General features: G+C 67.3%; 24 protein-coding genes. 18 read left to right on the forward strand and 6 right to left on the reverse strand.

The window, feature by feature from the left end; translation table 11 throughout:
* Window positions 1-44 precede the first annotated feature (44 nt).
* On the reverse strand, window positions 45-1,406 hold the full coding sequence (locus WEB52_08725) for a TrpB-like pyridoxal phosphate-dependent enzyme (protein MEX2226517.1): 1,362 nt from the start codon (window positions 1,404-1,406) through the stop codon (window positions 45-47).
* Window positions 1,407-1,975: 569 nt separating this feature from the next.
* On the opposite strand from WEB52_08725, the gene WEB52_08730 reads away from it, so the two are divergent.
* Window positions 1,976-2,875 (forward strand): FkbM family methyltransferase, encoded by a 900-nt coding sequence (locus WEB52_08730; GenBank protein ID MEX2226518.1) that lies wholly within the window; start codon window positions 1,976-1,978, stop codon window positions 2,873-2,875.
* Window positions 2,876-3,102: 227 nt separating this feature from the next.
* On the opposite strand, the gene WEB52_08735 is transcribed toward WEB52_08730, so the two are convergent.
* The 4 genes from WEB52_08735 to WEB52_08750 form a co-directional block, all read right to left on the reverse strand.
* The gene (locus WEB52_08735) at window positions 3,103-5,814 is read right to left on the reverse strand and encodes a glycoside hydrolase family 38 C-terminal domain-containing protein (GenBank protein ID MEX2226519.1); all 2,712 of its coding nucleotides are present in this window, start codon (window positions 5,812-5,814) and stop codon (window positions 3,103-3,105) included.
* Window positions 5,815-6,053: 239 nt separating this feature from the next.
* Window positions 6,054-6,569: an adenine phosphoribosyltransferase gene (locus tag WEB52_08740; protein ID MEX2226520.1), complete on the reverse strand. Its 516-nt coding sequence runs from the start codon at window positions 6,567-6,569 to the stop codon at window positions 6,054-6,056.
* Window positions 6,570-6,787: 218 nt separating this feature from the next.
* Entirely contained in the window at window positions 6,788-8,137 is a 1,350-nt protein-coding gene (locus tag WEB52_08745; protein ID MEX2226521.1) for a DUF2851 family protein, read from the reverse strand.
* Complete coding sequence (locus tag WEB52_08750) at window positions 8,134-8,352, reverse strand: helix-turn-helix domain-containing protein (protein ID MEX2226522.1); 219 nt, start codon at window positions 8,350-8,352, stop codon at window positions 8,134-8,136. Before WEB52_08750 ends, WEB52_08745 begins: the two co-directional genes overlap by 4 nt.
* Before the next feature lie 206 nt (window positions 8,353-8,558).
* Here WEB52_08750 and groES point away from each other — a divergent pair, with 206 nt between their 5' ends.
* The 3 genes from groES to WEB52_08765 all read left to right on the forward strand — a co-directional run bounded on the left by groES (window position 8,559) and on the right by WEB52_08765 (window position 11,561).
* Window positions 8,559-8,906, forward strand: a complete 348-nt coding sequence (gene groES / locus WEB52_08755) for a co-chaperone GroES (GenBank protein MEX2226523.1) — start codon at window positions 8,559-8,561, stop codon at window positions 8,904-8,906.
* Window positions 8,907-9,015: 109 nt separating this feature from the next.
* Window positions 9,016-10,635, forward strand: a complete 1,620-nt coding sequence (gene groL, locus WEB52_08760) for a chaperonin GroEL (protein MEX2226524.1) — start codon at window positions 9,016-9,018, stop codon at window positions 10,633-10,635.
* Window positions 10,636-10,835: 200 nt separating this feature from the next.
* Window positions 10,836-11,561 (forward strand): dolichyl-phosphate beta-glucosyltransferase, encoded by a 726-nt coding sequence (locus tag WEB52_08765; GenBank protein ID MEX2226525.1) that lies wholly within the window; start codon window positions 10,836-10,838, stop codon window positions 11,559-11,561.
* A 245-nt stretch (window positions 11,562-11,806) separates the two neighbouring features.
* Here the strand turns inward: WEB52_08765 and WEB52_08770 are convergent, their stop codons facing one another.
* Window positions 11,807-12,166 (reverse strand): Rieske 2Fe-2S domain-containing protein, encoded by a 360-nt coding sequence (locus tag WEB52_08770; protein ID MEX2226526.1) that lies wholly within the window; start codon window positions 12,164-12,166, stop codon window positions 11,807-11,809.
* Between the two features lie 212 nt (window positions 12,167-12,378).
* Between WEB52_08770 and WEB52_08775 the strand changes: the two genes are divergently transcribed.
* The 14 genes from WEB52_08775 (at window position 12,379) to rpsU (ending at window position 24,131) form a co-directional block, all read left to right on the forward strand.
* Complete coding sequence (locus WEB52_08775) at window positions 12,379-12,789, forward strand: 2TM domain-containing protein (GenBank protein MEX2226527.1); 411 nt, start codon at window positions 12,379-12,381, stop codon at window positions 12,787-12,789.
* A 227-nt stretch (window positions 12,790-13,016) separates the two neighbouring features.
* Window positions 13,017-13,961, forward strand: a complete 945-nt coding sequence (locus WEB52_08780) for a DUF1385 domain-containing protein (protein MEX2226528.1) — start codon at window positions 13,017-13,019, stop codon at window positions 13,959-13,961.
* Between the two features lie 80 nt (window positions 13,962-14,041).
* The gene (locus WEB52_08785) at window positions 14,042-14,386 is read left to right on the forward strand and encodes a hypothetical protein (GenBank protein MEX2226529.1); all 345 of its coding nucleotides are present in this window, start codon (window positions 14,042-14,044) and stop codon (window positions 14,384-14,386) included.
* 37 nt (window positions 14,387-14,423) lie between these two features.
* Window positions 14,424-15,725, forward strand: coding sequence for a glycosyltransferase family 4 protein (locus WEB52_08790; GenBank protein MEX2226530.1), 1,302 nt, complete (start codon window positions 14,424-14,426; stop codon window positions 15,723-15,725).
* 40 nt (window positions 15,726-15,765) lie between these two features.
* Complete coding sequence (locus WEB52_08795; protein MEX2226531.1) at window positions 15,766-17,184, forward strand: oligosaccharide flippase family protein; 1,419 nt, start codon at window positions 15,766-15,768, stop codon at window positions 17,182-17,184.
* Window positions 17,181-18,365 carry a glycosyltransferase gene (locus tag WEB52_08800; protein MEX2226532.1) on the forward strand — a complete coding sequence of 395 codons (1,185 nt, stop codon included), beginning with the start codon at window positions 17,181-17,183 and terminating at the stop codon, window positions 18,363-18,365. The genes WEB52_08795 and WEB52_08800 overlap by 4 nt, the downstream gene beginning before the upstream one ends.
* A gap of 60 nt (window positions 18,366-18,425) precedes the next feature.
* Window positions 18,426-19,517, forward strand: a complete 1,092-nt coding sequence (gene ribD, locus WEB52_08805; protein ID MEX2226533.1) for a bifunctional diaminohydroxyphosphoribosylaminopyrimidine deaminase/5-amino-6-(5-phosphoribosylamino)uracil reductase RibD — start codon at window positions 18,426-18,428, stop codon at window positions 19,515-19,517.
* A 177-nt stretch (window positions 19,518-19,694) separates the two neighbouring features.
* Window positions 19,695-20,291 (forward strand): riboflavin synthase, encoded by a 597-nt coding sequence (locus WEB52_08810; protein MEX2226534.1) that lies wholly within the window; start codon window positions 19,695-19,697, stop codon window positions 20,289-20,291.
* Window positions 20,292-20,313: 22 nt separating this feature from the next.
* A complete protein-coding gene (locus WEB52_08815; protein MEX2226535.1) occupies window positions 20,314-21,558 on the forward strand; it encodes a bifunctional 3,4-dihydroxy-2-butanone-4-phosphate synthase/GTP cyclohydrolase II in 1,245 nt (414 codons plus the stop codon).
* Window positions 21,559-21,725: 167 nt separating this feature from the next.
* Window positions 21,726-22,226 (forward strand): 6,7-dimethyl-8-ribityllumazine synthase, encoded by a 501-nt coding sequence (gene ribH / locus WEB52_08820; protein MEX2226536.1) that lies wholly within the window; start codon window positions 21,726-21,728, stop codon window positions 22,224-22,226.
* 69 nt (window positions 22,227-22,295) lie between these two features.
* A complete protein-coding gene (locus WEB52_08825; protein MEX2226537.1) occupies window positions 22,296-22,697 on the forward strand; it encodes a hypothetical protein in 402 nt (133 codons plus the stop codon).
* A 7-nt stretch (window positions 22,698-22,704) separates the two neighbouring features.
* The gene (locus WEB52_08830) at window positions 22,705-23,160 is read left to right on the forward strand and encodes a phage holin family protein (protein MEX2226538.1); all 456 of its coding nucleotides are present in this window, start codon (window positions 22,705-22,707) and stop codon (window positions 23,158-23,160) included.
* A 205-nt stretch (window positions 23,161-23,365) separates the two neighbouring features.
* A complete protein-coding gene (locus WEB52_08835; protein MEX2226539.1) occupies window positions 23,366-23,902 on the forward strand; it encodes a hypothetical protein in 537 nt (178 codons plus the stop codon).
* Between the two features lie 34 nt (window positions 23,903-23,936).
* The gene (gene rpsU, locus WEB52_08840) at window positions 23,937-24,131 is read left to right on the forward strand and encodes a 30S ribosomal protein S21 (protein MEX2226540.1); all 195 of its coding nucleotides are present in this window, start codon (window positions 23,937-23,939) and stop codon (window positions 24,129-24,131) included.
* The last annotated feature ends 132 nt before the right edge of the window (window positions 24,132-24,263 follow it).

Genomic DNA, 24,263 nt, shown 5'->3' on the forward strand with positions numbered 1-24,263 from the left:
TCCCCGCGTCCTCTGTTGCCTGTTGTCTGTTGTCTGTTGTCGTGTCATACCAAGGGCACTTCCTGCATCGCCGCCTTCACCCTGTCCGCGGGGTACGCGAAGTCCTGCAGCTTTCCCGCCAGGTAGTTGTCGTACGCCGTCATGTCGAAGTAGCCGTGGCCGCTCAGGTTAAAGAGGATTGTCTTCGATGCGCCGGACTGCTTGCAGGCGAGCGCCTCGTCGATCGCGGCGCGGATCGCGTGCGCGCTTTCCGGCGCCGGGACGATGCCCTCCGTGCGAGCGAATTGCAGCGCCGCATCGAAGACGGTGTTCTGGTGGTAGGCGCGCGCTTCGATGAATCCCTGGTCGTACAGCTCGCAGATCAGGTTCGCCATGCCGTGATAACGCAGGCCGCCGGCGTGAATGCCCTCGGGGATGAACGTATGGCCCAGCGTGAACATCTTGATCAGCGGCGTCGTGCCGGCCGTATCACCGAAGTCGTAGCGGTACTCGCCCTTGGTCAGCGACGGGCAGGCTTCCGGCTCGGCGGCGATGAACTGCGTCGGCTTGCCGCCGGTCAGCTTTTCGCGCATGAATGGGAAGGCCAGCCCTGCGAAGTTGGAGCCGCCGCCGGCACAACCGATGACGGCGTCCGGGTACTCGCCCGCCATCTCCATCTGCTTCATCGCTTCCTGGCCGATCACGGTCTGGTGCAGCAACACGTGGTTGAGCACGCTGCCGAGCGAGTACTTGGTGTCGTCGCGCTTCGCTGCGTCCTCGACGGCTTCGCTGATCGCGATACCGAGGCTGCCCGGCGTGTCGGGCGTCGCCTCGAGGATGGCGCGGCCGGCATCGGTGTCGCCGCTCGGGCTGGCGACGACCTCGGCGCCGTAGACCTGCATGAGCGATCGGCGATACGGCTTCTGCTCGTAGCTGATCTTCACCATGTAGATCTTCAGGTCGATGCCGAAGAAGTTGCACGCCATCGCGAGGGCGCAGCCCCACTGGCCGGCGCCCGTCTCGGTGGTCAGACGCGTGATGCCTTCCTGCTTGTTGTAGTACGCCTGCGCGACGGCGGTGTTCGGCTTGTGCGAGCCGACCGGCGACGCGCCTTCGTACTTGAAGTAGATGTGCGCCGGCGTGTCGAGCGCGCGCTCGAGGCGACGAGCGCGGATCAGCGGCGTCGGCCGCCAGAGCGCATAGATGTCACGCACTTCATCGGGGATCTCGACGAACCTCTCGGTCGAGACTTCCTGCTTGATCAACGCCATCGGAAAGAGCGATGCCAGCGCCTCCGGCCCGATCGGTTCGTGTGTGCCGGGGTTGAGCGGCGGCGGCGGCGCCTTCGGCAGGTCGGCCGCGACGTTGTACCAGTGCGCCGGCAGGTCGGCCTCCGATAGCAGGAACTTCGTGCGCTCGTCCGTCATGTGGCCTCCCGTCAGAGTGAACATCATCGCCCCAGGATGCGTTTTGCGTTTGAACCTGGAACCTCGAACCTGGAACCTTCATCGGTGCTGGTTCAAGGTTCAAGGTTCTGGGTTCTACGTTCTGGTTCAAGGTTCTTCATATTCTCAAGAAAACTAAAACAGCCCTCACCCACTGAGGGGCGAGAGCTTGCTCGCGGTACCACCCTGCATTCGGTTACGTCCGTAACGCGGACGCACCATCTCGGTCCGGCACGGGGCTTCGCCGCCGATGCCGTGGGCCGTGGTAACGGCGCCCATCCCGTCGGGGCCTACTTGTCCGCCCTGGCGGAGGTTCGGTCCGAGGCTCCCGGATCCATTCTGTCTGCCGCGCCGCCGCCGGATTTCACCTGTCCCGGCTCTCTTGTTGGCCCGCTGCCAGACCTACTCTTCCCGATCATCGCCAATCTTCGATTTCGCGCAGTGTAGGCTTCGCCCTCGAAACGTGTCAAGCGGGTGCGACAAGCGGGACAAGCTCAAGGTTGGGGACTTCCCTACTGCCGCGCGGAGACCGCGTATCGGACGATTCCCGCATGGAGAAAACAGGCGGCGGCGCGCGCGAGGGCGGCGCGAAGATCATCGCGCTGGAGCAGATGGCGCGCGTGACGCGGCGCTTCAAGCCGAAGGGCGCGCATCGCCTGCTCACGACGGTCTACAGCCCGGAACGCCGCGCCGCCAACCACTTCGAGGTGATCCGCCCCTACGGCAACAACCTGCGCATGCTCCTGGACACGTCGTCGTTCATCGAGTGGCAGATCTTCTTCTACGGCCGCTACGAGCCGGAGATCGTCGAGCTGATCCGCGAGACCTGCAAGCCGGGAGGGACGGCGATCGACGCCGGCGCGAACGTCGGGTGCCATGCGCTGATCATGGCGGAGTGCGCGGGCGAACAGGGGCGCGTGATCGCGCTTGAGCCGCACGCGCGCGTGTTCGAACGGCTGCGCGCCAACGTCGCGATGAACGGCTTGCAGCAGATCGAGACGTTGCGGACAGCCGCGGGCGCAGAGAGCGGCACGATGCAACTCTACGCGCCGGCATCGACGCACCACGGCGCCGGCAAGGCGACGATGTATGAAGGCAACCTGGCGCTCGACCCCTACGCGGCGTCAGCGATGGAGTGCGCCGACGTGCCGGTGACGACGATCGATCGAGTGATGTTCGAGCGCGAGTGCGAGCGGCTGGACCTGATCAAGATCGACGTCGAGGGCCACGAGATGCCGGTGCTGCGCGGCGCCCGCGAGACGATCGCGCGCTTCCGCCCGTCCGTGATCTTCGAGTACACGGCGGAGTACTGGCTCAACGCCGGCGCGAACTTCGCCGATGTGCGGGCGTTCTTCGAGGTACAGCGTTACGAGTTGCGCTACATCACGCCCAAGGGGCCGCGGCCGTTCGAGCACGTGGCGAACGGGAACTACGTGGCGTCGCCGGCGTAGACACGCGTCTACGCCGGACAACAAACGGCAAACAGCAAACAGCAAGCGGCCTGACGAGCGACAACACGACAACAGGCGCCCGCGCGTCATTCTGAGCGCCGCGAAGAATCTCTCCGCAACGCGGCATGCGATGCCGCGCGGGCTGAAAGCCCGCGCTCGTTCTGGCGAACCGTAGCGGGTGCGGGATACGACGCGGGGGTAAGAGCGCGCGCTCGTTCCGAGCTGGATCAGCGACGGAAGCGCAGCGTGATGATCTCGTTCGGGCGGGCGACGACGGCGACGCCGCCCTGCACGCGCGGCACGTCGGCGATGTGCTCCTCGTTGAGGTTCACCATCGAAACGCCGCCGCCGAGCTGCGGGATGTCGACGAGCGTCTCCGCTTCGTGCGCGGTGGTGTTGTAGATGCGCAGGATGACGCCGTCGCCGTCCTCGGCGCGCTTGATCGCGCTCACCTGGAACGCCTCGCTGCTCACGCGCGCCAGCGACCCGCTGTCGCCGATGTGCCCGAGGCCGTGGCGGTTCCAGCGCGCGCGCATCGGCCGCAGGAACTGCACCGCATCGACGTGGGCGGCGGCGGACTCCCAGTCGCCCGTGTGCGGGATGATGCTGTACTCAACCGTGTGGGCGCCGGGCATCTGCGCGCCCGGCGTGCGGAGTTGCGGGCCGGCGCCGCCGCGGCGCGTGTAGATGTCGCTGCGGGACAACCAGCCGACGCAGCGCATCAGCGTGACGGCGATCTCGGCGCCTGCCGGCGTATCCAGCACTTCGTACTCGGGCAAGCCGCGGTTTGCGATCGTGAGGCCGAAGTCACCGTCGTCGACGCTGACGAAGGCCTTCTGCGGGTAGGTACCCAGCGGCTGCTCCATCCACGTTTCGGGGTCCCACTCGGGCAGCGCCAGCGGCCGCTCGACGACGCCGAAGTGCTGGTCGGCCTTCGAGACGGCGGCGCGCAGGCCGGACGGGAAGTGGGCGCGGAGGCGGTGGTCCTCCGCGGCGTTGAAGACGGTGGTGCTGATGTCGACGCGCGGCACGCCATCGGTGAGCGTGACCGTGCTGACGACGCGCTCGTCGCAGGTCGCGTCGCCGCCCCGGGCGCGGTCGGACGATAGTCCGGCGGGCAGCCGGTAGGTCGACTCGACGACCAGCGCCCGCGAGCCGGCGACTTGCGTCGTCCGGATCTCCGGCGGCGATGCGGGCGCATCGACCAGGCGATCCTGTTCCGGCGCGCAGAAGTTGTACTCGTCGCCGCGGTCGCCGCCGTCGACGATGCGGTTGAGGCCTTGCAGCACGCGGCCGGAACTCTTGTCGTGCACCGTCAGCGTGCCGTCGGACGCGTCGGCCTCGACGCGCAGGTACTCATTTTCGATCACGTGCGCGGCCGGCGACTGCTCGACCGGCGCCCCAACGTCGCCCAGTTGCAGACGGTAGGTCTTGTAGCCGTAGCCGGGCACGTCTTTCGCGACGAACCCGATCTCGGCGCGCGCGCGTTCGAAGCCCGGTGGCGCGCCATCGGGGATCTGGAACTGCTGCGTGTCGCCGATCTTCGTCGCGGGGACGATCGCGCCGCCGGGCGCGCGCACGCCCGTGATCGGACGCTCGTCGTTCCAGGGCACCATCGTGGAGACGTAACGCGTCGCGGGCCGCGGCGTCGGGTTGAAGACCGTGATCGTCCCGAGCGGGTCGTCGGGACCGAGGGCGCCGATCGTGCGCAGCGCCTGGCGGACGATCTCCTCGCCGATCTCGTGCACCCACTCGTAGCGCTGGCGCATCTCCTCGTGCACGGGGTCGACGGAGCAGCCGCAGATCGAGTCGTGCGGCTGATTCTCGAGCAGGTGCCGCCACGCCCGGTCGATCAGCGCCGAGATCGACTCTTCGGACGTCGGGAACGGCATGTGCGCGGTCGTCGGCGGCAGCGGCTCGCGCCACTCCGGCGCCACCTCGCGCTTGAGGATGTCCGCCCAGACGGAGTAGGGTTCCGCCCAGTGCGCGAGCAGGTCCTCGCAGGCCTGGTTCTGCTGCTTGATCCACATCCGCGCCGAAAGCACGCCGGGCAGCAAGTGCGCGCGCTGGCCGCTCCGGAACTCGCCCTCGTGGCGCGGCCACTCGTGCGCCTTATCACCCATGTGCGCGCGCACGCGCTCGAACGTCTCGGGCAACGACGTATGGAGCAGGAAGGCGTCATCGAGCGCTTCGTTCGCGGTGCGAAGCATCGCCGCCAGTTCGGGCTGCGGCGGCAGGTGGTCGCTGCCGTTCATGACGAGCAGGTACGGCGTCGTGGCGAGCGGCTCGAGATCCTCGCGGATCGACTTGATGCGCGACATGAAGGCTTTGGCGTTGAGCGGCAACGTCGCGCCGACGCCGTAGCCGTGCGGTTTGTGGATCGTCAGCACCTCGCTGCCGTCGGGCGAGCGCCAGAAGAACTCGGTCGTCTTCAACGAATCGTCGGCGCCGCGCCACATCGTCGCGTATTCGATGCCGAAACCGCGCAGGATCGCCGGCATGTGCGCGATCTGTCCGAACGGGTCGGGGATGTAGCCCACCTTCATGACCGGGCCAAATGCCTTGGCGACGCGATGGCCGCGCAGGAAGTTGCGGACGAGCGCCTCGCCGCCGGGCAACGCCTCGTCGGGGATGATGTACCAGGGCCCGATCAGCAGCCTGCCGGTCTGCACCGCCCGCTCGACGTCGTCGAAGCGGTCCGGGCGGATCTCCATGTAGTCCTCGAGCGGGATCGTGTGGCCGTCGAGCATGAAGTGCTTGTAGCCGGGGTCGTCTTCGAAGAGGTCGAGCAGCATGTCCATGAGCCCGACGAGGCGCACGCGGAAAGACTGATACGGCAGGTACCACTCGCGGTCCCAGTGCGTGTGCGAGACGACCATGAGCATGCGCTTGTCGCGCGGTCTCGCCTGCGGCTGCCGTTGTGGCTGGATGGTGGTCATCGAACTACGAGAACCTTGAACCTTGAACCTTGAACGTAGAACTGAGAACTGAGAACTGAGAACTGACAACTTAGAACTCAGAACCCAGAACCCGCCGCCGATCCTAACGAATGCGGCATACAGCGGGAAGCAGCTCAGACTGGCCCAATTTGCTGTTTGCTGTTTGCTCTTTGCTGTTGACCGCCGTCCTTAGGGCAAACGACTGTCCCTGATCGGCTCCAGGTTCTCGGTTCTACTCGTCACTCGTACCGCACGAACGACGTCACGTCATAGCCGGCGAGCGCGGCGCGGCCATCGAGGCCCGCCAGCTCGATGAGAAAGACGAGCCCCACGACCTCCGCGCCCAGCAGCTCGACGAGCTTCGCCGCCGCGCGCGCCGTGCCGCCGGTGGCGAGAAGGTCATCGATGATGACGGCGCGCTGTCCCCGCGCCAGCGCGTCGGCGTGGATGTCCAGCTGGTTGTTGCCGTATTCGAGGGTGTATTCGACCGTCATCCGCGCGGCGGGGAGTTTGCCCGGCTTGCGGATCGGCACAAACGGCAGGCCGAGCATCGCGGCCACGGGAGCGCCGAAGAGAAAGCCACGCGACTCGATGCCGGCGATGGCGTGCGGCGCCAGCGTACGCACGTGCGCCGCCATGACGTCGAGCGCGTAGGCGTAGGCGGCGGCATCGCGCAGCAGCGGCGTGATATCGCGAAAAAGGACACCGTCGACGGGAAAGTCGGGCACGGCGCGGATGTAGGGTTTCAGGTCCATCAGTCTTTCAGTCTCTCAGTCGGTCAGTCTCTCAGTCGTTCAGTTTTTCAGTCGATCAGTCTCTCAGTAGATCAGTCATGCGTCGCGGAGCACCCGTCCAGCCTCCAGCTTCCAGCTTTCAACTTCCTACTTCTAACTTCTAACTTCTAACTTCTAACTTCTAACTTCTAACTTCTAACTTCTAACTTCCAACTTCCTACTTCCTACCTTCCTACTTCCTACGAAAGCGGGCACCTGCCGCAGCCGTTCGCCGTGCACCAATCACGGTGCAGCGCCAGCATGCCCTGCGCGCCGCGGGCGTCGACGCGCACGCGCACGCCTTCTGACGCGAGCGCCGTTTCGATGAACCGCGTGACGCCGTACGCGGACGGCCGCGGCAGTTTTTCGTAGAGCGCGCGTGCTTTCGCCGCCTGCGCCGGATCGCCGGACGCCGCGGCGACGGGCAGCACGACGTTGATGATGATCTCGAGCGCCCGCGAGCGGCCGATGAACGTGTTGCCGAGCCGCACGGGCGCTGCGCACGTGTCGTAGCAGCCGCGCCAGTAGCCGGACGCCGCGACCGCGAAGGGGCGCACGGCTTCGTTGACGGTGCGCGCTTCCAGCACGTTCAGCAGGCGCGACGGGGCGCCGTGATGCGCCAGCAGCGCCGCGCAGCCCGCGATGCGGCGGGCGGGCATGTTCTCCGGCCGCACGCCCCACAGCTTCCAGCGTTCGCTTCCCAGTGACGCCAGCTCCGCGGCCTCGAACGCGCGCTCGAGCTGCCCGACGTGCGGCGCCACCGGGCAGGCGTGGCGCCGCTGCGAAGGCAGGAGGCCGGCGACGCCGAGCAGCAGCGCCTCCATGTGCAGGCGGCGGTCGTGCGATGAGCGCGTCAGTGCATCGAGGAGCGGCCACGGCAGCACGCGGGCGAGCGCGAGCATGGGCGCCGCGTTGCCGCCGTAGCCCATCGCTTCGAGGATGCCCTCGTACAGCGCCTGGTCGACGCCATGGCGGCGCACGGTCTCCGCCGCGCGCGCCGCCTTCACTTCGAGCCGCCGGTCGCCCTCTCCGGCGAGCGCCGCCCGGACGCCGTCTTCGCCGAGGCGCATGACGGCGTCGTGACACGGCTCGCGCCAGAGGACGGGGGTCGCGAGCCAGCGCTGCAGGTCTTCGGCGCGGCGCGCCACCCAGGGCGCCAGCGCGATCACCGGCGCCGTCTTGCCGCCTGGCAGCGGCGTGTCGACGCCGGTGTCGTCCTCGAAGACGACGTGCAGGATGACGTTGACGTAGGCGGGGTCGTCCTCGTGGCCGTGCTGCTTGAAGGAGGACGAACGCACGTGCAGCTCGACGTCGCCCCGCAGCGGCAGCCCCGAGGGGCCGGCGATCACGGCGCCGCGAAAGTCCGGGCCGGGGCCGCGGCCGGCGCGACCCTGGAAGATCACCTGCACCGGCACGCCGCCGCGCGTCACGAGTGCGCCCGTCGGAAACCGCCGCCCGTGCCAGATCGCCGTGAGCTGCGACTCCGTCAGAGCCCCGTCCGGCGCCGCGGGACGGTACGCCGGGCGCTGCTCGGCGACGCTCGCCATCATGCGCCCGCCTCGTAGGCGTAGCCGGCGCGCTCGGCGACGATCGTCAGCAGGCGTTCGCTGGCGCCGCGGGGGCGATAAGCGCCCGTCTCCCACTCGCTCACCGTCTGCTGGCGGACGCCCAGTTCCCCGGCGAGCTGGTCCTGCGTGAGCGCAAGATGACGCCGCAGCGCCTTGACCGAGGCGGCGTCCCACGTTGCGCGGCGGCGGTTAGCCATGGCGCCAGCCTACACGTTTCCGTGTAGCGCGGCAACAACAACGGCGACGGGGGCGCGCAAAATCTTCGCGCGATCTGGCAGCCGCACCCTTGTCGCGCAGCGTTCGTCGCGGTAGTATCACGGTTGCTGGCACTCTCAACCTACGAGTGCTAAGCCCCAACATCAAGGCATCCCTGACCAAGAACCATATCCAGAGGAGGTAGAAGGTGGCTGCTACGAAGTCCACATCCGCAAAGAAGACGGCGAACGGCCGCGCCGCTGCATCGACGAAGCTGATGCCGCTGCACGACCGCATCGTCATTCGGCCCGTCGTCCAGGAAGAGGTGCTGGCGAGCGGCATCGTCATTCCCGACACGGCGAAGGAGAAGCCGCAGCAGGGCGAGGTCGTCGCGGCCGGCCCGGGCCGGCTCGATGACAACGGCAAGCGCATCGCAATGGACGTCAAGATCGGCGACCGCGTGCTCTACGCCAAGTACACCGGCCAGGAAGTGAAGGTCGACCGCGAAGAGTTGATCGTGATCGCCGAGAAGGACGTGCTGGCGAAGATCCAGTAGTTGGCCGGCTTGTCGCTGGTCGCTTGTCGCCCGTGCCTCTCGAGGCCGTGACACGCCGACCGCGACGACCAGCGACCAGCGACTAGCAACCAGGAGACCAGGACAAGCGATGGCAAAGCAACTTGTATTCGATGAAGAGGCGCGGCGTTCGCTGAAGGCGGGCGTGGACGCGCTCGCCGAGGCCGTGAAGGTGACGCTCGGCCCGCGCGGACGCACGGTCGTGCTCGACAAGAAGTTCGGGCCGCCCGCCGTCGTCGATGACGGCGTCGCGATCGCGAAAGAGATCGAGCTGAGGGACCCGTTCGAGAACATGGGCGCCCAGCTCGCGAAAGAGATCGCGACGAAGACGAACGACGTCGCCGGCGACGGCACGACGACGGCGACGGTGCTCGGACAGGCGATGGTGCGCGAGGGCCTGAAAAACGTCGCGGCTGGCGCCAATCCGATGGCGCTGAAGCGCGGCCTTGAGGCCGGCGTCCAGGTGATCGTCGCGTACCTGCGCGACCTGGCGACGCCCGTGTCGGGCCGCCAGCAGATCGCCCAGATCGCCACGATCTCGGCGCGCGACCCGGAGGTCGGCGAGATGATCGCCGAGGTAATGGAGAAGGTCGGCAAGGACGGCGTCATCACGGTCGAGGAGTCGCGCGGGCTGAAGTTCGAGACGGACTTCGTCGAGGGCATGGCGATCGACCGCGGCTACATCTCGCCGTACTTCGTGACGAACACCGAGCGCATGGAAGCATCGCTCGACGAGCCGTACATCCTGATTACCGACAAGAAGATCAGCGCCGTAGCGGACATCCTGCCGGTGCTCGAAAAGGTGCTGCAGGTGACGAAGAACTTCGTCATCGTCTGTGACGATCTCGACGGCGAAGCGCTGGCGACGCTCGTCGTCAACAAGCTGCGCGGCACGATCAACGCGCTTGCGGTCAAGGCACCGGGCTTCGGCGACCGCCGCAAGGCGATGCTCGAAGACATCGCGATCCTGACGGGCGGCACGTTCATCACCGAGGACATGGGACTGAAGCTCGAGAACACGCAGGTGGGCGAGCTGGGCCGCGCCCGGCGCGTCACCTCGACCAAGGACGAGACGACGTTCATCGAGGGCTACGGCACGGACAAGGCGATCCAAGACCGCATCCGCCAGATCAAGGCGCAGACGGAAGAGGCGACGTCGGAGTTCGACCGCGAGAAGCTGCAGGAGCGGCTGGCCAAGCTCGCCGGCGGTGTCGCCGTCGTCAAGGTCGGCGCCGCCACCGAAGTCGAACTCAAGGAAAAGAAGCTCCGCGTCGAAGACGCGCTTTCGGCGACGCGCGCCGCTGTCGAAGAGGGGATCGTGCCGGGCGGCGGCGTCGCGCTGCTGCGCGCCATCCCGGCCGTCATCGCCGCGAAGGAAAAGCTGGAGGGGGACGAGCGCACCGGCGCGGCGATCCTCGAGAAGGCGCTCGAAGAGCCGCTGCGCGTGATCGCCGAGAATGCCGGCCAGGAGGGCTCGGTCGTCGTCGAGAACGTGCGGGCGGGCAAGGGTGCGAACTACGGCTACGACGCCCGCGACGACCGCTACGTCGACCTGCTCAAGGCGGGGATCATCGACCCGGCGAAGGTGACGCGCTCGGCGCTCGAGAACGCCGCCAGCATCGCCGCGATGGTGCTGACGACGGAGACGCTGGTGACGGACATCCCGGAGCCGCCGTCGGCAGCGCCGGCGCCGCCGCCGATGGACTACTGACCGGAAGGACAACAGACGACAGACAACAGACAACAGAAGGGCGCCTGCGGGCGCCTTTTCTGTACCGAGGGAATGGACAGCAAACGGCAAACAGCAAAACGTGGTTCATCGATCCTTTGCTGTTTGCTCTTTGCTGTTTGCTGTGTAACGTCTCCCCCGCACCCTCCCGCTCGCGCCGCCGACGCCTTACGCTTATCGCCATGAAGTCCGTCGACCTCGTGATCCCCTGCTACAACGAGGAGCGCGTGCTGGCGCAGAGCGTCGAGGCGCTGCGCGCTTGGTGCATCGAGCATCTCGCGGCGTACCGCTGGCGGATCGTCGTCGCCGACAACGCCTCGCGCGACGGCACCCTGGACGTCGCGAAGCGGCTGGCGGCCGAGGATCCCGACGGCATTGGCTACATCCACCTCGACCGGAAGGGGCGCGGGCGCGCACTCACGCGCGCCTGGCTCGAAAGCAGCGCCGACGCCATGTGCTACATGGACGTCGACCTTTCCACTGACCTGTCGATGATCTTGCCGCTGCTCGGCGGCGTGCTCGAAGAAGGCTACGACGTCGCGTACGGATCGCGCGTCTCGCGCCGCTCGGACATCGAGCGGTCGATCAAGCGCGAGGTCAATTCGCGTGCCTTCATCCTGCTGATCAAGGCGCTGTTCTGGACGAAGTTCTCCGACGCCCAGTGCGGCTTCAAGGCGATCAGGCGTGAAGCGGCGCAGGCGCTGCTGCCGCACGTGCGCGACGGCGAGTGGTTCTGGGACACGGAACTGCTGGTGCTCGCCGAGAAGAACGGCTACCGGCTGAAGGAAGTGCCGGTGAAGTGGGTCGAAGATCCGGACACGCGCGTGAAGTTCCCGGACGACATCATCAAGATGGTGAGCGGGCTCGTGCGGCTGCGGTTTCGCGATCTGCGGGTGAGGAAGTCATGAGTAGTAAGTATTAAGCTGTAAGTAGGAAGTTATCAGTGGCGGAATCAGAGATCGCTGTATTCCATGATTGGTTCATGACGTAGGCCCAACCGTATGCCTTACCGTCGACCTGGGTGCCTTGCGATGTTATGCGGGAGTTTGCCCGCTGGGTACAACGAAATCGACTCGCGCACGATCGCGGGCTGAAAGCCCGCGCTCTCTACTGACAACTTCAGAGTTACAACTGACAACTTAAGACTTAACACTTACAACTCAACATACACGTCATCCCCTTCGACGCGCGTCGGGTACGACGGCAGGCTGCGCTTGAGAAAGCCGGGGAACGTGGCATCCATCAGCATCCTGTACCAGGCGGGATGCGTCACCCAGCCGCAGACGCCGCCATCGGTGACGTCGAAGCGGGAACCGTGCCCCTGGCAGGTGACGACCGTGCCGTCGAGCGTGCCATTGTGCAGCCGGTAGCGGAGGTGCGTGCAGCGGTCGCCCACGGCATAGGCTTCGCCGTCGATGTTGGCGACGAGCACTTCCTTGCCGCGCGCCTTGACGCCTTTCATGGTCCCCGCCGGGATATCCGACAGCCTCGCGACGCGCACGAATTCGGCCACATGCTCCTCCCTGCGTAGATTCGGGCGCGATTGTAACCGACGGTGTACGCAGGCGCTACGCACACGGGAAGAACCTGGAAACCTGGAACCTGGAACCAGTTCTAAAAGTTCCAGGTTCTGGGTTCTCACAACGGCGCTCCTTACCGAAAACGCAGGCAACCACTAGCCCGCCACACCGGCCGCCCGATATATGATCTTCTTGGAGGTGCGCCATGACGCGCGACCGCGACGAGTTCGAGGGCATCGACATCAGCGGCCCGTGGGGCGGCATCCGGCTCGGCTCCGGCGGCTTCCGCCGCGACGAATGGGACGACGACGCCGAGGTGCGCGCCGTCCGCAGGCGCGTGCGCCAGCGCCTCGACTTCCTGAAGAACCTGGCGTTCTTCGGGCTGATCGTCGGCGGGCTGGCGCTGCTCGATTGGGCGACGGGCGGCGGCTGGTGGGTGCAGTGGGTGGCGATCATCTGGGGCGCCTTCCTCGCCATGCAGTTCCTGACGACGTTCATGGCGCCCGTGCTCTGGGGCCGCGAGGCGGAGGAGCGGATGGTCCAGCGCGAGCTGGAGCGGCGGCGCGGGAGCGCGCGCGTCCAACACCCGCCGCGTGGCGACGGCCCGGACGCGTAGTGGGTGCTGCGTTCGCGGCGGGGGCGGACCGGGCAGTCTTCGTTCTGTGTCGTCGCCAAGGGCGCGAGAGATCGCGAGCGGATCGGCGTTTGAGCGCCGCGAGCGGGATTGCTCCGGCTCGATCTTTTGATCGCGCGACGCCTTGATTTTGTAATGCGATTTGGGCGGGATCGCGCCTCCAACAGGTCCCGATCCGGAGCCGGGTCTGATATCGTTTCGTACACGTCATGGCGGACAATCGCACTACTTCCGAAACCCCCCTGAATCCATACGGCGGCCAGGCCCTCATCGAGGGCGTGATGATCCGCGGGATGCGCGCTATGGCGATGGCCGTGCGCGCTCCCGACGGGCGCATCATCACGCGCTCCGAGGTCACGGAGACGCCGGCCGGCGCCGCGTACCGGAAGGTCCCGTTCGTCCGCGGCGTGCTGACGCTGTACGACACCTTCACGCTCGGCATCAAGTCGCTGTACTGGTCGGCGCGCGTCGCCGCCGGTCGCGAGAACGAACCGGCGTCGAAGGCTGAGTTCGCGATCGCCGGCGTCACGCTGACCGCCGCCGCGGCCGTATTCATCGCGGGGCCGGTGTTGATGACGGGCTGGATCGAGCGGGCGGGTGGCAACGCCTGGCTGGAGGTGCTCACCGAGGGTCTGCTGCGGATCGCGATGCTGCTCGGCTACATCTGGTTCATCGGCCGGCTGCCGGAGGTGCGGCGCGTGTTCGCCTACCACGGCGCCGAGCACCGCACGATCCACGCGTACGAGCACGGCCGGCCGTTGACGGTAGAGGCGGTGCGTGAGTTCGCGAACGCGCACCCGCGCTGCGGCACCGCGTTCTTGCTGACCGTCGGCGTCATGTCGTTCGGCGTGTTCACGATGCTTGGGACGCCGCCGCTGACCGAGCGCATCCTCGAGCGCATCCTGCTGACGCCGATCATCGCGGCGGCGGCGTACGAATTCATCCGCATCAGCCACGCGTACGAATCGCACCCGGTGCTGCACGTGCTGCAGGCGCCGAACCTCTGGTTGCAGCGCATGACGACGCGCGACCCCGGCGACGACCAGATCGAAGTCGCGATCGCCGCGATGAAGACGGTGCTGGCGGCAGAGGCCGCGGTACCGCGGCCAGAGGGCATGCCGGCTCCGGTGCAAGTCCCCTTCGACGAGTCTTAGCAGCGCGACTCCCGTTCTTCACGCACCCGGCGGCCCCGGGCGCGCGATCTTGACCGCGCCGCAATATTGCGAGTGCGACCATGGACGCGGAGGCGAAGGTGTTGGCCGCACACGTCAGCCGTGATGCACGTGACGGACTCATCGAGGGCGCGGTCGGGCCGTTTTACGTCGCGATCAACCGCGCGACGTTCCTTCTCGTCACGGCAATCTTCCTCGCGATCATTCCCGTCGTCGTCTACCTGCTTCGCGATGCGTCCGTACCCCTCATCTGGGTGGTTGCCGGCGGCATCTCGCTGGAGGCGGGCGCGGTCGCGCACATCGCCGTGGAGCGCGTGCTGCGCAAGCCCGTACGCCAGGCGTGGATGGCGCACGGCGCCGTTTCGGGCCTGCTGGTGGTGACGCTGCTGGCGATCCTGCTCGGCTGATTCCGTCCGCTCCGCCCGAACGCGTACAATCCCGCCGATGCACATCCTGATGATCTGCGCGCTCGACGTATGGTCCCTCGACCAGGGGAAGGGCGCGCCGACGCTCGAGCGCACACTGCGCGCGTATGGCGAGGCGGGCCACAGCGTCGATGCTGTGCTGCCGACGATCGGCGCCAATCACTTTTATCGGCGTCGCGGCGAACGCGGCGAATCGCGGGAGTCACGGCCGCAGATCCCGAATGTCCGCTTCCACACGTTTCACGTGCCGAGCATCCGCGACCTGCCGTTGCCGCGCTTGCCGGAGCCGGTCGCGGCGGTCGACCAGAAGCTGCGCTTCGCGCTGGCGTTCCCGTGGCTGGCGGCGCGGCGCGCCGAGCACGTGCTGCGTCACGCGCCCACCCAGTTCGAGGTGCTGTACGGCTACGAAGTGCACGGTGTGCTGGCAGCGCGCCTGTTTCGCCGTAAGGGGTATCGGCTGCCGCTCGTGACGCGCTTCCAGGGGACAGTGATGCGGCCCGCGCTCAAGGACCGCGTGATGTACTACCGCCGGTTCGAGGAGGCGCTGGCGCTGAAGACGCGCGCCGACCTCGTGATCATGACCGACGACGGCACGCAGGGCGATGACGTGCTCGCGCGACTTCAGCCGGCGGCCGGAGACCGCGTGAAGTTCTGGCGCAACGGCCTCGACCTCGACCGGCTGCGGCCGGCGACCGCGGACGGGCGGCGGGCTGAGCGGGAAGCGCTCGGCATCGCGCCGGACGCGTTCGTGATGATGACCGCGTCGCGGCTGGCGGCGTGGAAGCGCATCGACCGCGCGGTGCGGGCGTTGCCGAAGGTGCGTGCGTGGGTGCCCGGCGCGACGCTGCTCGTCGTCGGCGACGGCGAAGAACGGCCGCGCCTCGAAGCGCTGGCGCGAGAACTGCGCGTCGCGGACGCCGTGCGATTCGCCGGGGCGGTGCCGCAACGGGACGTCGTGCGCTACATGCACGCATCGGACGTGTTCCTTGCGACGGCGGACCTCTCGAACGTCGGCAACCCGCTGCTGGAAGCGATGGCCTGCGGCATGTGCATCGTCGCGGTGGACGCCGGCGATACGCGCGATCTGATCGTCGACAACCGCACAGGCAGGCTCGTCGATAATTCGCAGCGCTCCGGGTTCGTGAAACCGCTGGAGGAGCGTCTGAGCGACCTGATCGTTGCGCTTGCCGGCGCCCCGGCGATCAGAGATCGCCTCGGTGCCGGCGCGGCAGCGTTCGCGCGCGAACACTTTTGGACGTGGGAGCAGCGTATGGAGGCGGAACTCTCGGCGGTCGCGGGGGTGGCGCGCCGCCCGTCATAGTCCGCATCGCGGGTGCGCCTCGCCCGCTACAATCACGCCTGTGACCACAGAACCGGCGCGCGAGCGATCGTTCCTGGGCAACGTCAACATCGTGATGCTGACGTACGCCGCCGACGGCTTGCTGGCGCTGGCGACGGGAGCGCTGGTTGCGCGCGCGCTCGGCGCCGACGGGCGCGGCGCCTACGCGCTGTTCGTAGTGTCGGCGGCATTCGGACAGTTGTTGCTGGGACTGGGCATCGGCAACGCGGCGCTCTATTACCTGAACAAGCGCGAACTCAGCGTGAAGGACGTGCTCGGCGTCGTGCACTTCGTCGTGCTGGCGTCCGTGGCGATCACCGCCGCCGTGGTCGCCGTCATCGCGCCGATCGACACGAACTTCGGCTCGATCGGCGGCCACGAGATCGGATTTACGGGCGAGTCGATCTTCGGCGCCGGCATCTCGCCGTGGTTGCTGGTGGCGTCGGTGCCGGTGCTGCTCTACATGAGCCTGCTCAGGCTCGTGCTGCAGGCTCAGAGCCGCTTCGTCGATCTGGGCGTTGCGACGGTCGGGCAGCAGTCGGCGCTGCTCGCACTCGTCGCGTTCGCGTTCGCGACCGGCGATCCCGATGGTACCGACGTAGTGCTCTTCCTGCTCGCGGGGAGCGGTGCGGCGGCGATCTACGCCCTGGCGCGCATCGGCTTTTCGCAGGTCGACCTGGCGTGGCTCGTACGGCCGCGCTTCGGCGTCATCAGGCGGCTCGCGCGGTGGGGCGTGCAGGGCGAGATCGGCAACGTGCTGCAGCTTGCCAACTATCGTCTCGACCAGTACATCGTGCGCGACTTCGTGTCCCTGACGGCGGTCGGCGTCTACGCCGTCGGCACGTCGATGACGGAAGCAGTCTTCATCCTGTCGAACGCCGTCGCGCTGGTGCTGCTGCCGCGGCTCACGTCCGCGGACCCGGAGGAGGCGGCGCGGCTGGCGCCCGTCGCGTCGCGCAACACGATGCTCATCGCGACGTGCGGCGCGCTGGCGCTTGCGGCGGTGGCGCCGCTGCTCATCCCGGCCGTCTTCGGTGATGCGTTCGAAGACAGCGTGCAGGCGTTGTGGCTGTTGCTGCCGGGGACCGTCGCGCTGGCCGGCTCCAAGGTGCTCACGAGTTACATCTTCAGCCAGGGGCGGCCGCTCGTGAACACCGGCATCACCGTCGTATCGCTGGTCGTGACGGTGGTCGCGGACCTGGCGCTGATCCCGCGCTTCGGCGTCAACGGCGCCGCGACGGCCTCGTCACTGGCGTACGTTGCGCACTTCGCGGCGGCGCTGTTCGCGTACAACCGCCTGTCCGGGCGGCCCGCCCTCGCCGCCGTCCTGCCGCGACGGGAGGACGCCGCGCTCTATACCGGCGCCGTGCGTGCGTTGATAGCCCGGAGATCGTCTTCAGGGCGTGTCGGCGCGGGCAGCGAGACCGGCGCCCGTCCGTGAGCGACGTGGAGCGCGTCGAAGCAGCCGACCGGCTTTCGATCGCGGTGCTCGGCGATTTCGATGGCGTACACACGCGGGCGTGGCTGCGCTGGTTCATCGACCGCGGACACGCCGTGCACGCGATCAGCTTCTATCGGCCGCGCGTGCCAGTGGAGGGCGCGACGCTGCACGAACTGCGCCAGCGACGTGGATCCGCGACGAGCGATGAGGGCGGCAAACGCGGCGACGGCGCATCACACGTGCCGCGCGGCGTGATGCGCATCGTGCATGCGCTGCGCTATCGTGCGGCCGGCCTTTCGCGCGTGCTGCGCGAGATCGATCCCGACGTGTTTCACGCGCACTATCTCGTCGAGCACGGATTGTATGGCGCGACAGCCGGGTTTCACCCCTACGTCGTGAGCGCGTGGGGTTCCGACGTGCTCGTGGAGCCGCGGCGCGACGCGCTCTCGAAGAGGATCGCGAGGTGGACGTTGGGTCGCGCGGACCTCGTGACCTCGAACAACGCGCACATGGCGGCGCAGATCGTCGCGCTGGGCGCCGATCCCGCGAAGGTTGAGGTCGTGACGCTGGGCGCCGACCGCTACGACCTGGGGCGCTCCCAAGAGTCCGTGAACCTGCGCGGGGACGACGCCTCGCGGGCGCCCGTCGTGATCAGCACGCGCGCGCACGAGCCGTTGTACAACATCGATGAGATCATCGCGGCGTACGGCACGCTTGCGCGCCGCCGGCCAGACGTCCGGCTGGTGGTCGTGCATCGCGGGTCGCTCTCGGAGCGGCTCCAGCGAGACGCGACAGGCGGGGCGGGGCGCGTCGAGTTCATGGGGTTCCTGGACCGCGCGCGTTTTCGCGATGCGCTCGCGGACGCCCACGTCTTCGTCTCGATCCCGTCATCCGATGCGACGTCGGTGGCCCTGCTGCAGGCGATGGCCGCCGGATGCTTTCCGATCGTCTCTGACCTGCCATCGCAGCACGAGATGATCGACGACGGCGTCAACGGCTACCGGGTGCCGCTGCACCGGCCCGATGTGCTGGCCGAGCGCATCGCGCAGGCGCTCGACGACGGCGCATTGCGGCGGCGGGCGGCCGCGATCAATCGCGGCATCGTCGAAGAGCGCGGGCTCAACGAAGTGCAGATGGCGAAGCTCGAGCGCCTGTACTTGCGGCTGGCTCGCGGACGTTAGCGCGAGCTCGGGAGGCGGCCCGCCGCCGGTGACAATCCGGCTTCGCGATATGCTGCCGCCATGATCTCGGAATACATGCGGCGCGCGGTCGAACTGGGCTACGACGGACTCGGGACGACGAGTCCGAACCCGAGCGTCGGCTGCGTGCTCGTGCGCGACGGCGTCATCGCCGGTGAGGGATACTCGGCGCCCGCCGGCGGACCGCACGCCGAGGTGCGCGCGCTCCAGGCGGCCGGCGACGCGGCGCGCGGCGCCACAGTCTACGTCACGCTCGAGCCGTGCTCGCACTTCGGGCGGACGCCGCCCTGTGCCGACGCGCTGATTGCTGCGGGCGTGGCGGCGGTGCGCGTGGCGCTGCTCGATCCCGATCCGAAGGTCTCCGGGTCCGGCATCGAGAAACTGCGGGCAGCGGGCATCGACGTGGAGATCGGCGATGGTGAAGCGGAGGCGCGCCGTAGCCTGGAGTGGCATATCAAGCACCGCACGACGGGCCTGCCGTTCGTCATCGCGAAGTTCGCGGCGACGCTCGACGGCAAGATCGCCGCGACGAGCGGCGACTCGCGCTGGGTGGCCGGCGAGGAGGCGCGCGCCTGGGCACACGGACTCCGCACGAAGATCGACGCGATCATGTGCGGCATCAACAACGTGCTCCTCGACGATCCGCAACTGACGGCGCGGCCTGGCGGCTCGCCTTCGGAGCGACAACCGTTGCGGATTGTCGCGGACTCGCGCGGCCGGACGCCGCTCGACGCGCGCGTGCTGGGGCCCGGCGGCAAGACGCTGATCGCCACGACGGATGCTTCTTCCAAAGATTGGCGTGCCGCAGTGTCATCGCTGGGCGCGGAGGTGCTGGTGCTCGAGGCGGATGCCAGCGGCCGCGTCGAAATGCGTGAGTTGGTGCGCACGCTCGGCGCGCGGGACGTGGTGTCCTTACTCGTCGAGGGAGGGGGCGTCCTGCACGCGAGCATGTTCGCGGCGGGGCTCGTCGACAAGGTGCACGCGATCATCGCGCCGAAGATCGTCGGCGGCACGATGTATCCGGCCGTAGCGGGCGAGGGAGCGGCGCACATGTCGGAGGCGCTGCGGCTTCGGGAGGTCGAGGTGGTGCGGCTCGGCGACGACGTGGCGTTCCTGGGCTACGTCGGCGGTTGAGGCCGTGCGCTGCTGGTACAATTTCCAGCGGGTTTGGGGACGGGACCGCCGACTTCGGGCGGAGTTTCGATATTCGCAGCTCGTAAGGCACGATAGTCCCGTATTTCGCAATCGATTGACGCTGGATTGACGCAATCAGGACTTAGCGTTAATCTGACACTAACTCCGGAGGTCGACGTGTTTACCGGCATCATCGAAGAGGTCGGCACCGTACGCAGCAACCACGAAGGCGAGATCGTGATCTCGGCGAAGAGGGTGCTGTGGGGCACGAACCTGGGCGACAGCATCTCCGTGAACGGCGTCGACCTGACGGCGAAGCACTTCGATGAGGAGGGCTTCTCGGCAAATATCATGCCCGAGACGTATCGCCGGAGTAACCTGAGCGACCTGCGCGCCGGCGACGTGGTGAACCTGGAACGCTCGCTGCAACTCGCCGGCCGCGTCAGCGGCCACCTCGTGCGCGGCGTCGTCGAGGCGACCGGCGCGCTGCACTCCTTCACGCCGGAGGGCGAAGCGATCATCGCGCGCTTCAACGCGCCGCCTGAGATCCTCCGCTACGTCATCGTCAAGGGGCCCGTCGCGATCGACGGCATCAGTCTCACGGTGGTAGCAAAGGACGCGGAAACGTTCTCGGTATCACTGGTGCAGTACACGCAGGAGCACACGAACCTGCACACGCGGAAGCCCGGCGACCGCATAAACTTCGAGACGGACATCATCGCGCGATACGTCGACCAGCTGCTGGAGGAGCGCCGGGAAGCCGGCGCGGTCTAACCCCGTGGAACGAGAGGCGACAGTGGACGAAGCGGCGCCCAAGATCAGCGACAGAGAGGTCGTGCGCGCCAAGGGGCTCGCCACGATCGAAGAAGCGATCGACGAGTTCCGCAACGGCCGCTTCGTCATCATCATCGATGACGAGGACCGTGAGAACGAAGGCGACCTCACGATCCCTGCGCAGTTCGCGACGCCGGAAGCGATCAACTTCATGGCGCGCTTCGGGCGGGGGCTGGTCTGCGTGCCCCTGACCGCCGAGCGTCTTGACGAGCTGCACGTGCCGATGATGGCGCCCAACAACAGCTCGCACTTCGGTACGCCGTTTGCGATGGGCGTGGAAGCGCGCGCCGGCGTGACGACGGGTATCTCCGCGGCGGATCGCGCGCGGACGGTTCAGGTGCTGATCGATCCCAAGTCGAAGCCAGAGGACCTGGTGATGCCCGGGCACATCTTCCCGCTGCGCGCCCGCGACGGCGGCGTGCTGGTGCGCGCCGGCCAGACCGAGGCGACGGTCGACCTCTGCAAACTCGCCGGCCTTTACCCGGGCGGCGTGCTCTGCGAGATCATGAACAACGACGGCACGATGTCGCGGCTGCCGCAACTGCGGCGCTTCGCGAAACGCCACAACCTGAAGATCATCAGCGTCACGCAGCTCATTCAGTACCGCATGCACAAGGAGAAGCTCGTGCGGCGGGTGGCCGAGACCAAGCTGCCGACCGAGTACGGGGAGTGGCGCTGCGTGGCATACCGCGCGCTCACCGACCCGGACGAGCACGTCGCGCTGGTGTACGGCGAGGTCGAGGGCGACGACCCGACGCTCGTCCGCGTACACAGTCAGTGCGTGACAGGCGACGTGTTCGGCTCGCAGCGCTGCGACTGCGGCGAGCAACTGCACATGGCGATGAAGATGATCTCGGAGGCCGGCAAGGGCGTCATCGTGTACATGCGCCAGGAGGGACGCGGGATCGGTCTGCACAACAAGATCCGCGCCTATCATTTGCAAGATGGCGGCATGGACACGGTCGAGGCGAACGAGGCGCTGGGTTTCCCTGCTGACCGTCGCGACTATGGCATCGGGATGCAGATCCTGGTGGACTTGGGGCTGAAGCACCTGCGGCTGCTGACGAACAATCCGTCGAAGCGCGCCGGCCTCGAAGGGTACGGGCTCGAAGTGGTCGAGCGCCTGCCGATCATGTCGCAGCCGAACGAGCACAACGTGCGTTACCTGGAGACCAAGCGGAAGAAGATGGGGCATCTGCTGCCCTGACCGCCGGCATCGGTTACACCTACGCAACAAACCGCGCGATCCCGAACATAACGCCATTTTGTAACACGATTGCATCGCCGAAATGGTACGTTCGTACCGTGACGCAGAAGCGCAGCCGGGCGATGATCTGAACGTCGTGCGATGCGGTACGTGTGTCCGGAGTGTAGATGCCGAAGGGTGGGTTCAGCTACGAAGGTGGCCTTGACGCGAAGGGACTGCGGTTCGGCGTCATCGTCGCTCGCTTCAACGCCCATGTGACAGGCCCTCTCCACGACGGCTGCCGCTCCGAGCTGGAAGCGCACGGCGCCGACGAGGCAGCGGTAACATCGATCGAAGTGCCGGGGTGCTTCGAACTGCCGCTTGTCGCACGCACGCTCGCGCAGAGCGGCCGTTTCGACGCGATCATCTGCCTGGGCGCGATCATCAGGGGGGATACGCCGCACTTCGACTACGTGTCGTCGGAGACGGCGAGCGGCATCCAACGTGCATCTCTCGACACCGGTGTACCGGTGGTGTTCGGGGTGCTGACGACCGACAACGAGGAGCAGGCGCTCGAACGCATCGGCGGCGCCGAGGGCCACAAGGGCCGCGAGGCAGCGCTGACGGCGATCGAGATGGCGCACACCATGCGGCGCGTCGGGCACGAGTTCGGAAGCCGGGAGAAGTAGCCAGCATCAACCGTAGAGTGCGGCCTCGTTCCGCCAAAGGCGGGCACCCGCAACTGGAGGCAAAGCACCGTGGCAGTGAAGGCAGACGAAGTACGGCATCCCGACCAGATCGAAGACGACTTCGACTGGGAGGCGGTCGCCGAGGGTGAGCGTCCCGACGAATCGACGCACAAGACGCTGAACGTCGCGCACCGGGCGCTGGCCAAGTTTCCCGAGATGCGCGGCCGCTACAAGGCGTACGCGGGCGCGGCCGCCGTCGTTTCAAGCGCGGCGACGCTCATGGCGGGCATTGCGATCGCGCGCAAGATGAAGCGCGGCGTCAGCGCCGACCGCGCGCTGGCGATGCTGACGGCGGCGGACATAGAGAACGCCGTGCACGTGGCGTCACGTGATCAGCGATACAAGCGGCTCCTCCGCAAACTCAAGCTTCGCCGGCGCAGGAATGGCGGCACGGCGGGACCCTCCGGGTAAAGCGCGTGTGAGGCGCGACAACAGCTCCTTCTACTGGGAGTGGCGACGCCCGGCACCGCAGGACTTCGGCTTCATCGGGCTGCTCGTCCGGTTTGCCGTGAACGTCGCCGCATTGTGGGTCGCGCAGTGGCTCGTGCGCGGCTTTGACATCGATAGCGCGGGCGCGCTTGTCTTCGGCGCCATTATCTTCGGCGTTATCAACGCGATCATCCGGCCGGTGCTGGCCTTCGTGACGTGTTTGCTTACGATCATCACGCTGGGCCTGTTCACGCTGATCCTGAACACGCTGATGCTCGGTCTTACGGCGTGGACCGCGGGGTTATTCGACCTCGCGTTCAAGGTCGACGGCTTCATCGCGGCGTTCCTCGGGGCGCTTGTCATCTCGCTCGTGAGCACGCTGCTGAACTGGTGGGCGACGCGAAACGTCCTCGCGCCGATGCGGAATCGCGACGAAGCATGGTAAGCGCCGGCTTCGTCGTGCGCGGTACATAAGATTGCCCAGAATCGGAAGCTGTGATATTCTTCCGATCCCGTAGAGTTCCCACGCGGAGCCGGCCGCCCGACTCCGCTCCCCAGGAACGTCACGGTGGATGCAGAGCCGGCGCCGCGCAGAGCGGGGCCGTCGCACGGCGCGCGAAGCGGGCCGGCGGAGAGAGAGGTTCGTCGGGGTGCACGTAACGGAAGCTGCTTGCCAGGCACTCAACGATCTGCTTGGCCGGAGGGGAGGCGAACGGTGCCTCCGTCTCAGTACGACCCAGGGCAACTACCGCTTCATCCTCGACGAACCGATCGAGCAAGACATCACGTTCGTGCACGAAGAGCGCGTCGTCCTTGTCGTGTCGGAGACGGTCTCCCGCGACCTTTGGGGCATTACCGTCGACTGCTCGCTGGAGACCGGCAAGAAGAAGCTGATCTTCCGCAAGGCGAAGCAGGGCGAGCCATTCGACACGACGCGCGACGAAGGCGACCTGGTGCCGCCGGAATGGCGCGCTTCCGAGCACGAGCGTCTGCTGCAAGAGATCGCGGAAATCGGCAAGCAGATCGCATCGCTGCGCGGCGCGACGAAGCACTCGCTACGCGAGCAGTTGCACGGGCTCGAGGCGCAGAAGCAAGAAAAGTGGGACGCCATCCGGGCGCTCTGGGCCGGCGACGGCGGCTGGCACCGCCGTCAGGGTGGCAACGGCGTAGCGGCGAAGGCAGACTGATCGACACCGCCGCGGCGGATCGGAAGGAGCACATGTGGCGCAAGTAGAACTACGCGAGGGTGAATCGGGCGAGCACCTGATCACGCGGTTTCGCCAGTCGATCCAGCGCGACGGCATCTTGCGGGAGATCAAGCAGCGGCGTCACTTCATCCCGAAGAGCGAACGCCGCCGCATCGCACGGGCGAAGGCCGCACGCCGTCGCCGCCGGGCGAAGAAGGTCACGGTGTAGCCTGCCTGCGCAGCAGCGCGCCAAACGAGTCCGCCCATGGCGGATTCGTCCTGCTTTTCGGCCGTCCCTTACCTCTGACGCGAAGCGTGGAGAACAGCCGCCCCCGGCTGTTCACGTCACCACCCACGCACG

The organism is Dehalococcoidia bacterium (assembly GCA_040902535.1).
In the GTDB taxonomy this organism is placed as follows: domain Bacteria; phylum Chloroflexota; class Dehalococcoidia; order DSTF01; family JACRBR01; genus JBBDXD01.

What these genes read in the sequence shown, in the direction of transcription:
- WEB52_08725 (MEX2226517.1), bottom strand. Translation starts at nt 1,406, where the DNA reads ATGACGGACGAGCGCACGAAGTTCCTGCTATCGGAGGCCGACCTGCCG.
- WEB52_08730 (MEX2226518.1), top strand. Translation starts at nt 1,976, where the DNA reads ATGGAGAAAACAGGCGGCGGCGCGCGCGAGGGCGGCGCGAAGATCATC.
- WEB52_08735 (MEX2226519.1), bottom strand. Translation starts at nt 5,814, where the DNA reads ATGACCACCATCCAGCCACAACGGCAGCCGCAGGCGAGACCGCGCGAC.
- WEB52_08740 (MEX2226520.1), bottom strand. Translation starts at nt 6,569, where the DNA reads ATGGACCTGAAACCCTACATCCGCGCCGTGCCCGACTTTCCCGTCGAC.
- WEB52_08745 (MEX2226521.1), bottom strand. Translation starts at nt 8,137, where the DNA reads ATGATGGCGAGCGTCGCCGAGCAGCGCCCGGCGTACCGTCCCGCGGCG.
- WEB52_08750 (MEX2226522.1), bottom strand. Translation starts at nt 8,352, where the DNA reads ATGGCTAACCGCCGCCGCGCAACGTGGGACGCCGCCTCGGTCAAGGCG.
- groL (MEX2226524.1), top strand. Translation starts at nt 9,016, where the DNA reads ATGGCAAAGCAACTTGTATTCGATGAAGAGGCGCGGCGTTCGCTGAAG.
- WEB52_08765 (MEX2226525.1), top strand. Translation starts at nt 10,836, where the DNA reads ATGAAGTCCGTCGACCTCGTGATCCCCTGCTACAACGAGGAGCGCGTG.
- WEB52_08775 (MEX2226527.1), top strand. Translation starts at nt 12,379, where the DNA reads ATGACGCGCGACCGCGACGAGTTCGAGGGCATCGACATCAGCGGCCCG.
- WEB52_08780 (MEX2226528.1), top strand. Translation starts at nt 13,017, where the DNA reads ATGGCGGACAATCGCACTACTTCCGAAACCCCCCTGAATCCATACGGC.
- WEB52_08785 (MEX2226529.1), top strand. Translation starts at nt 14,042, where the DNA reads ATGGACGCGGAGGCGAAGGTGTTGGCCGCACACGTCAGCCGTGATGCA.
- WEB52_08790 (MEX2226530.1), top strand. Translation starts at nt 14,424, where the DNA reads ATGCACATCCTGATGATCTGCGCGCTCGACGTATGGTCCCTCGACCAG.
- ribD (MEX2226533.1), top strand. Translation starts at nt 18,426, where the DNA reads ATGATCTCGGAATACATGCGGCGCGCGGTCGAACTGGGCTACGACGGA.
- ribH (MEX2226536.1), top strand. Translation starts at nt 21,726, where the DNA reads ATGCCGAAGGGTGGGTTCAGCTACGAAGGTGGCCTTGACGCGAAGGGA.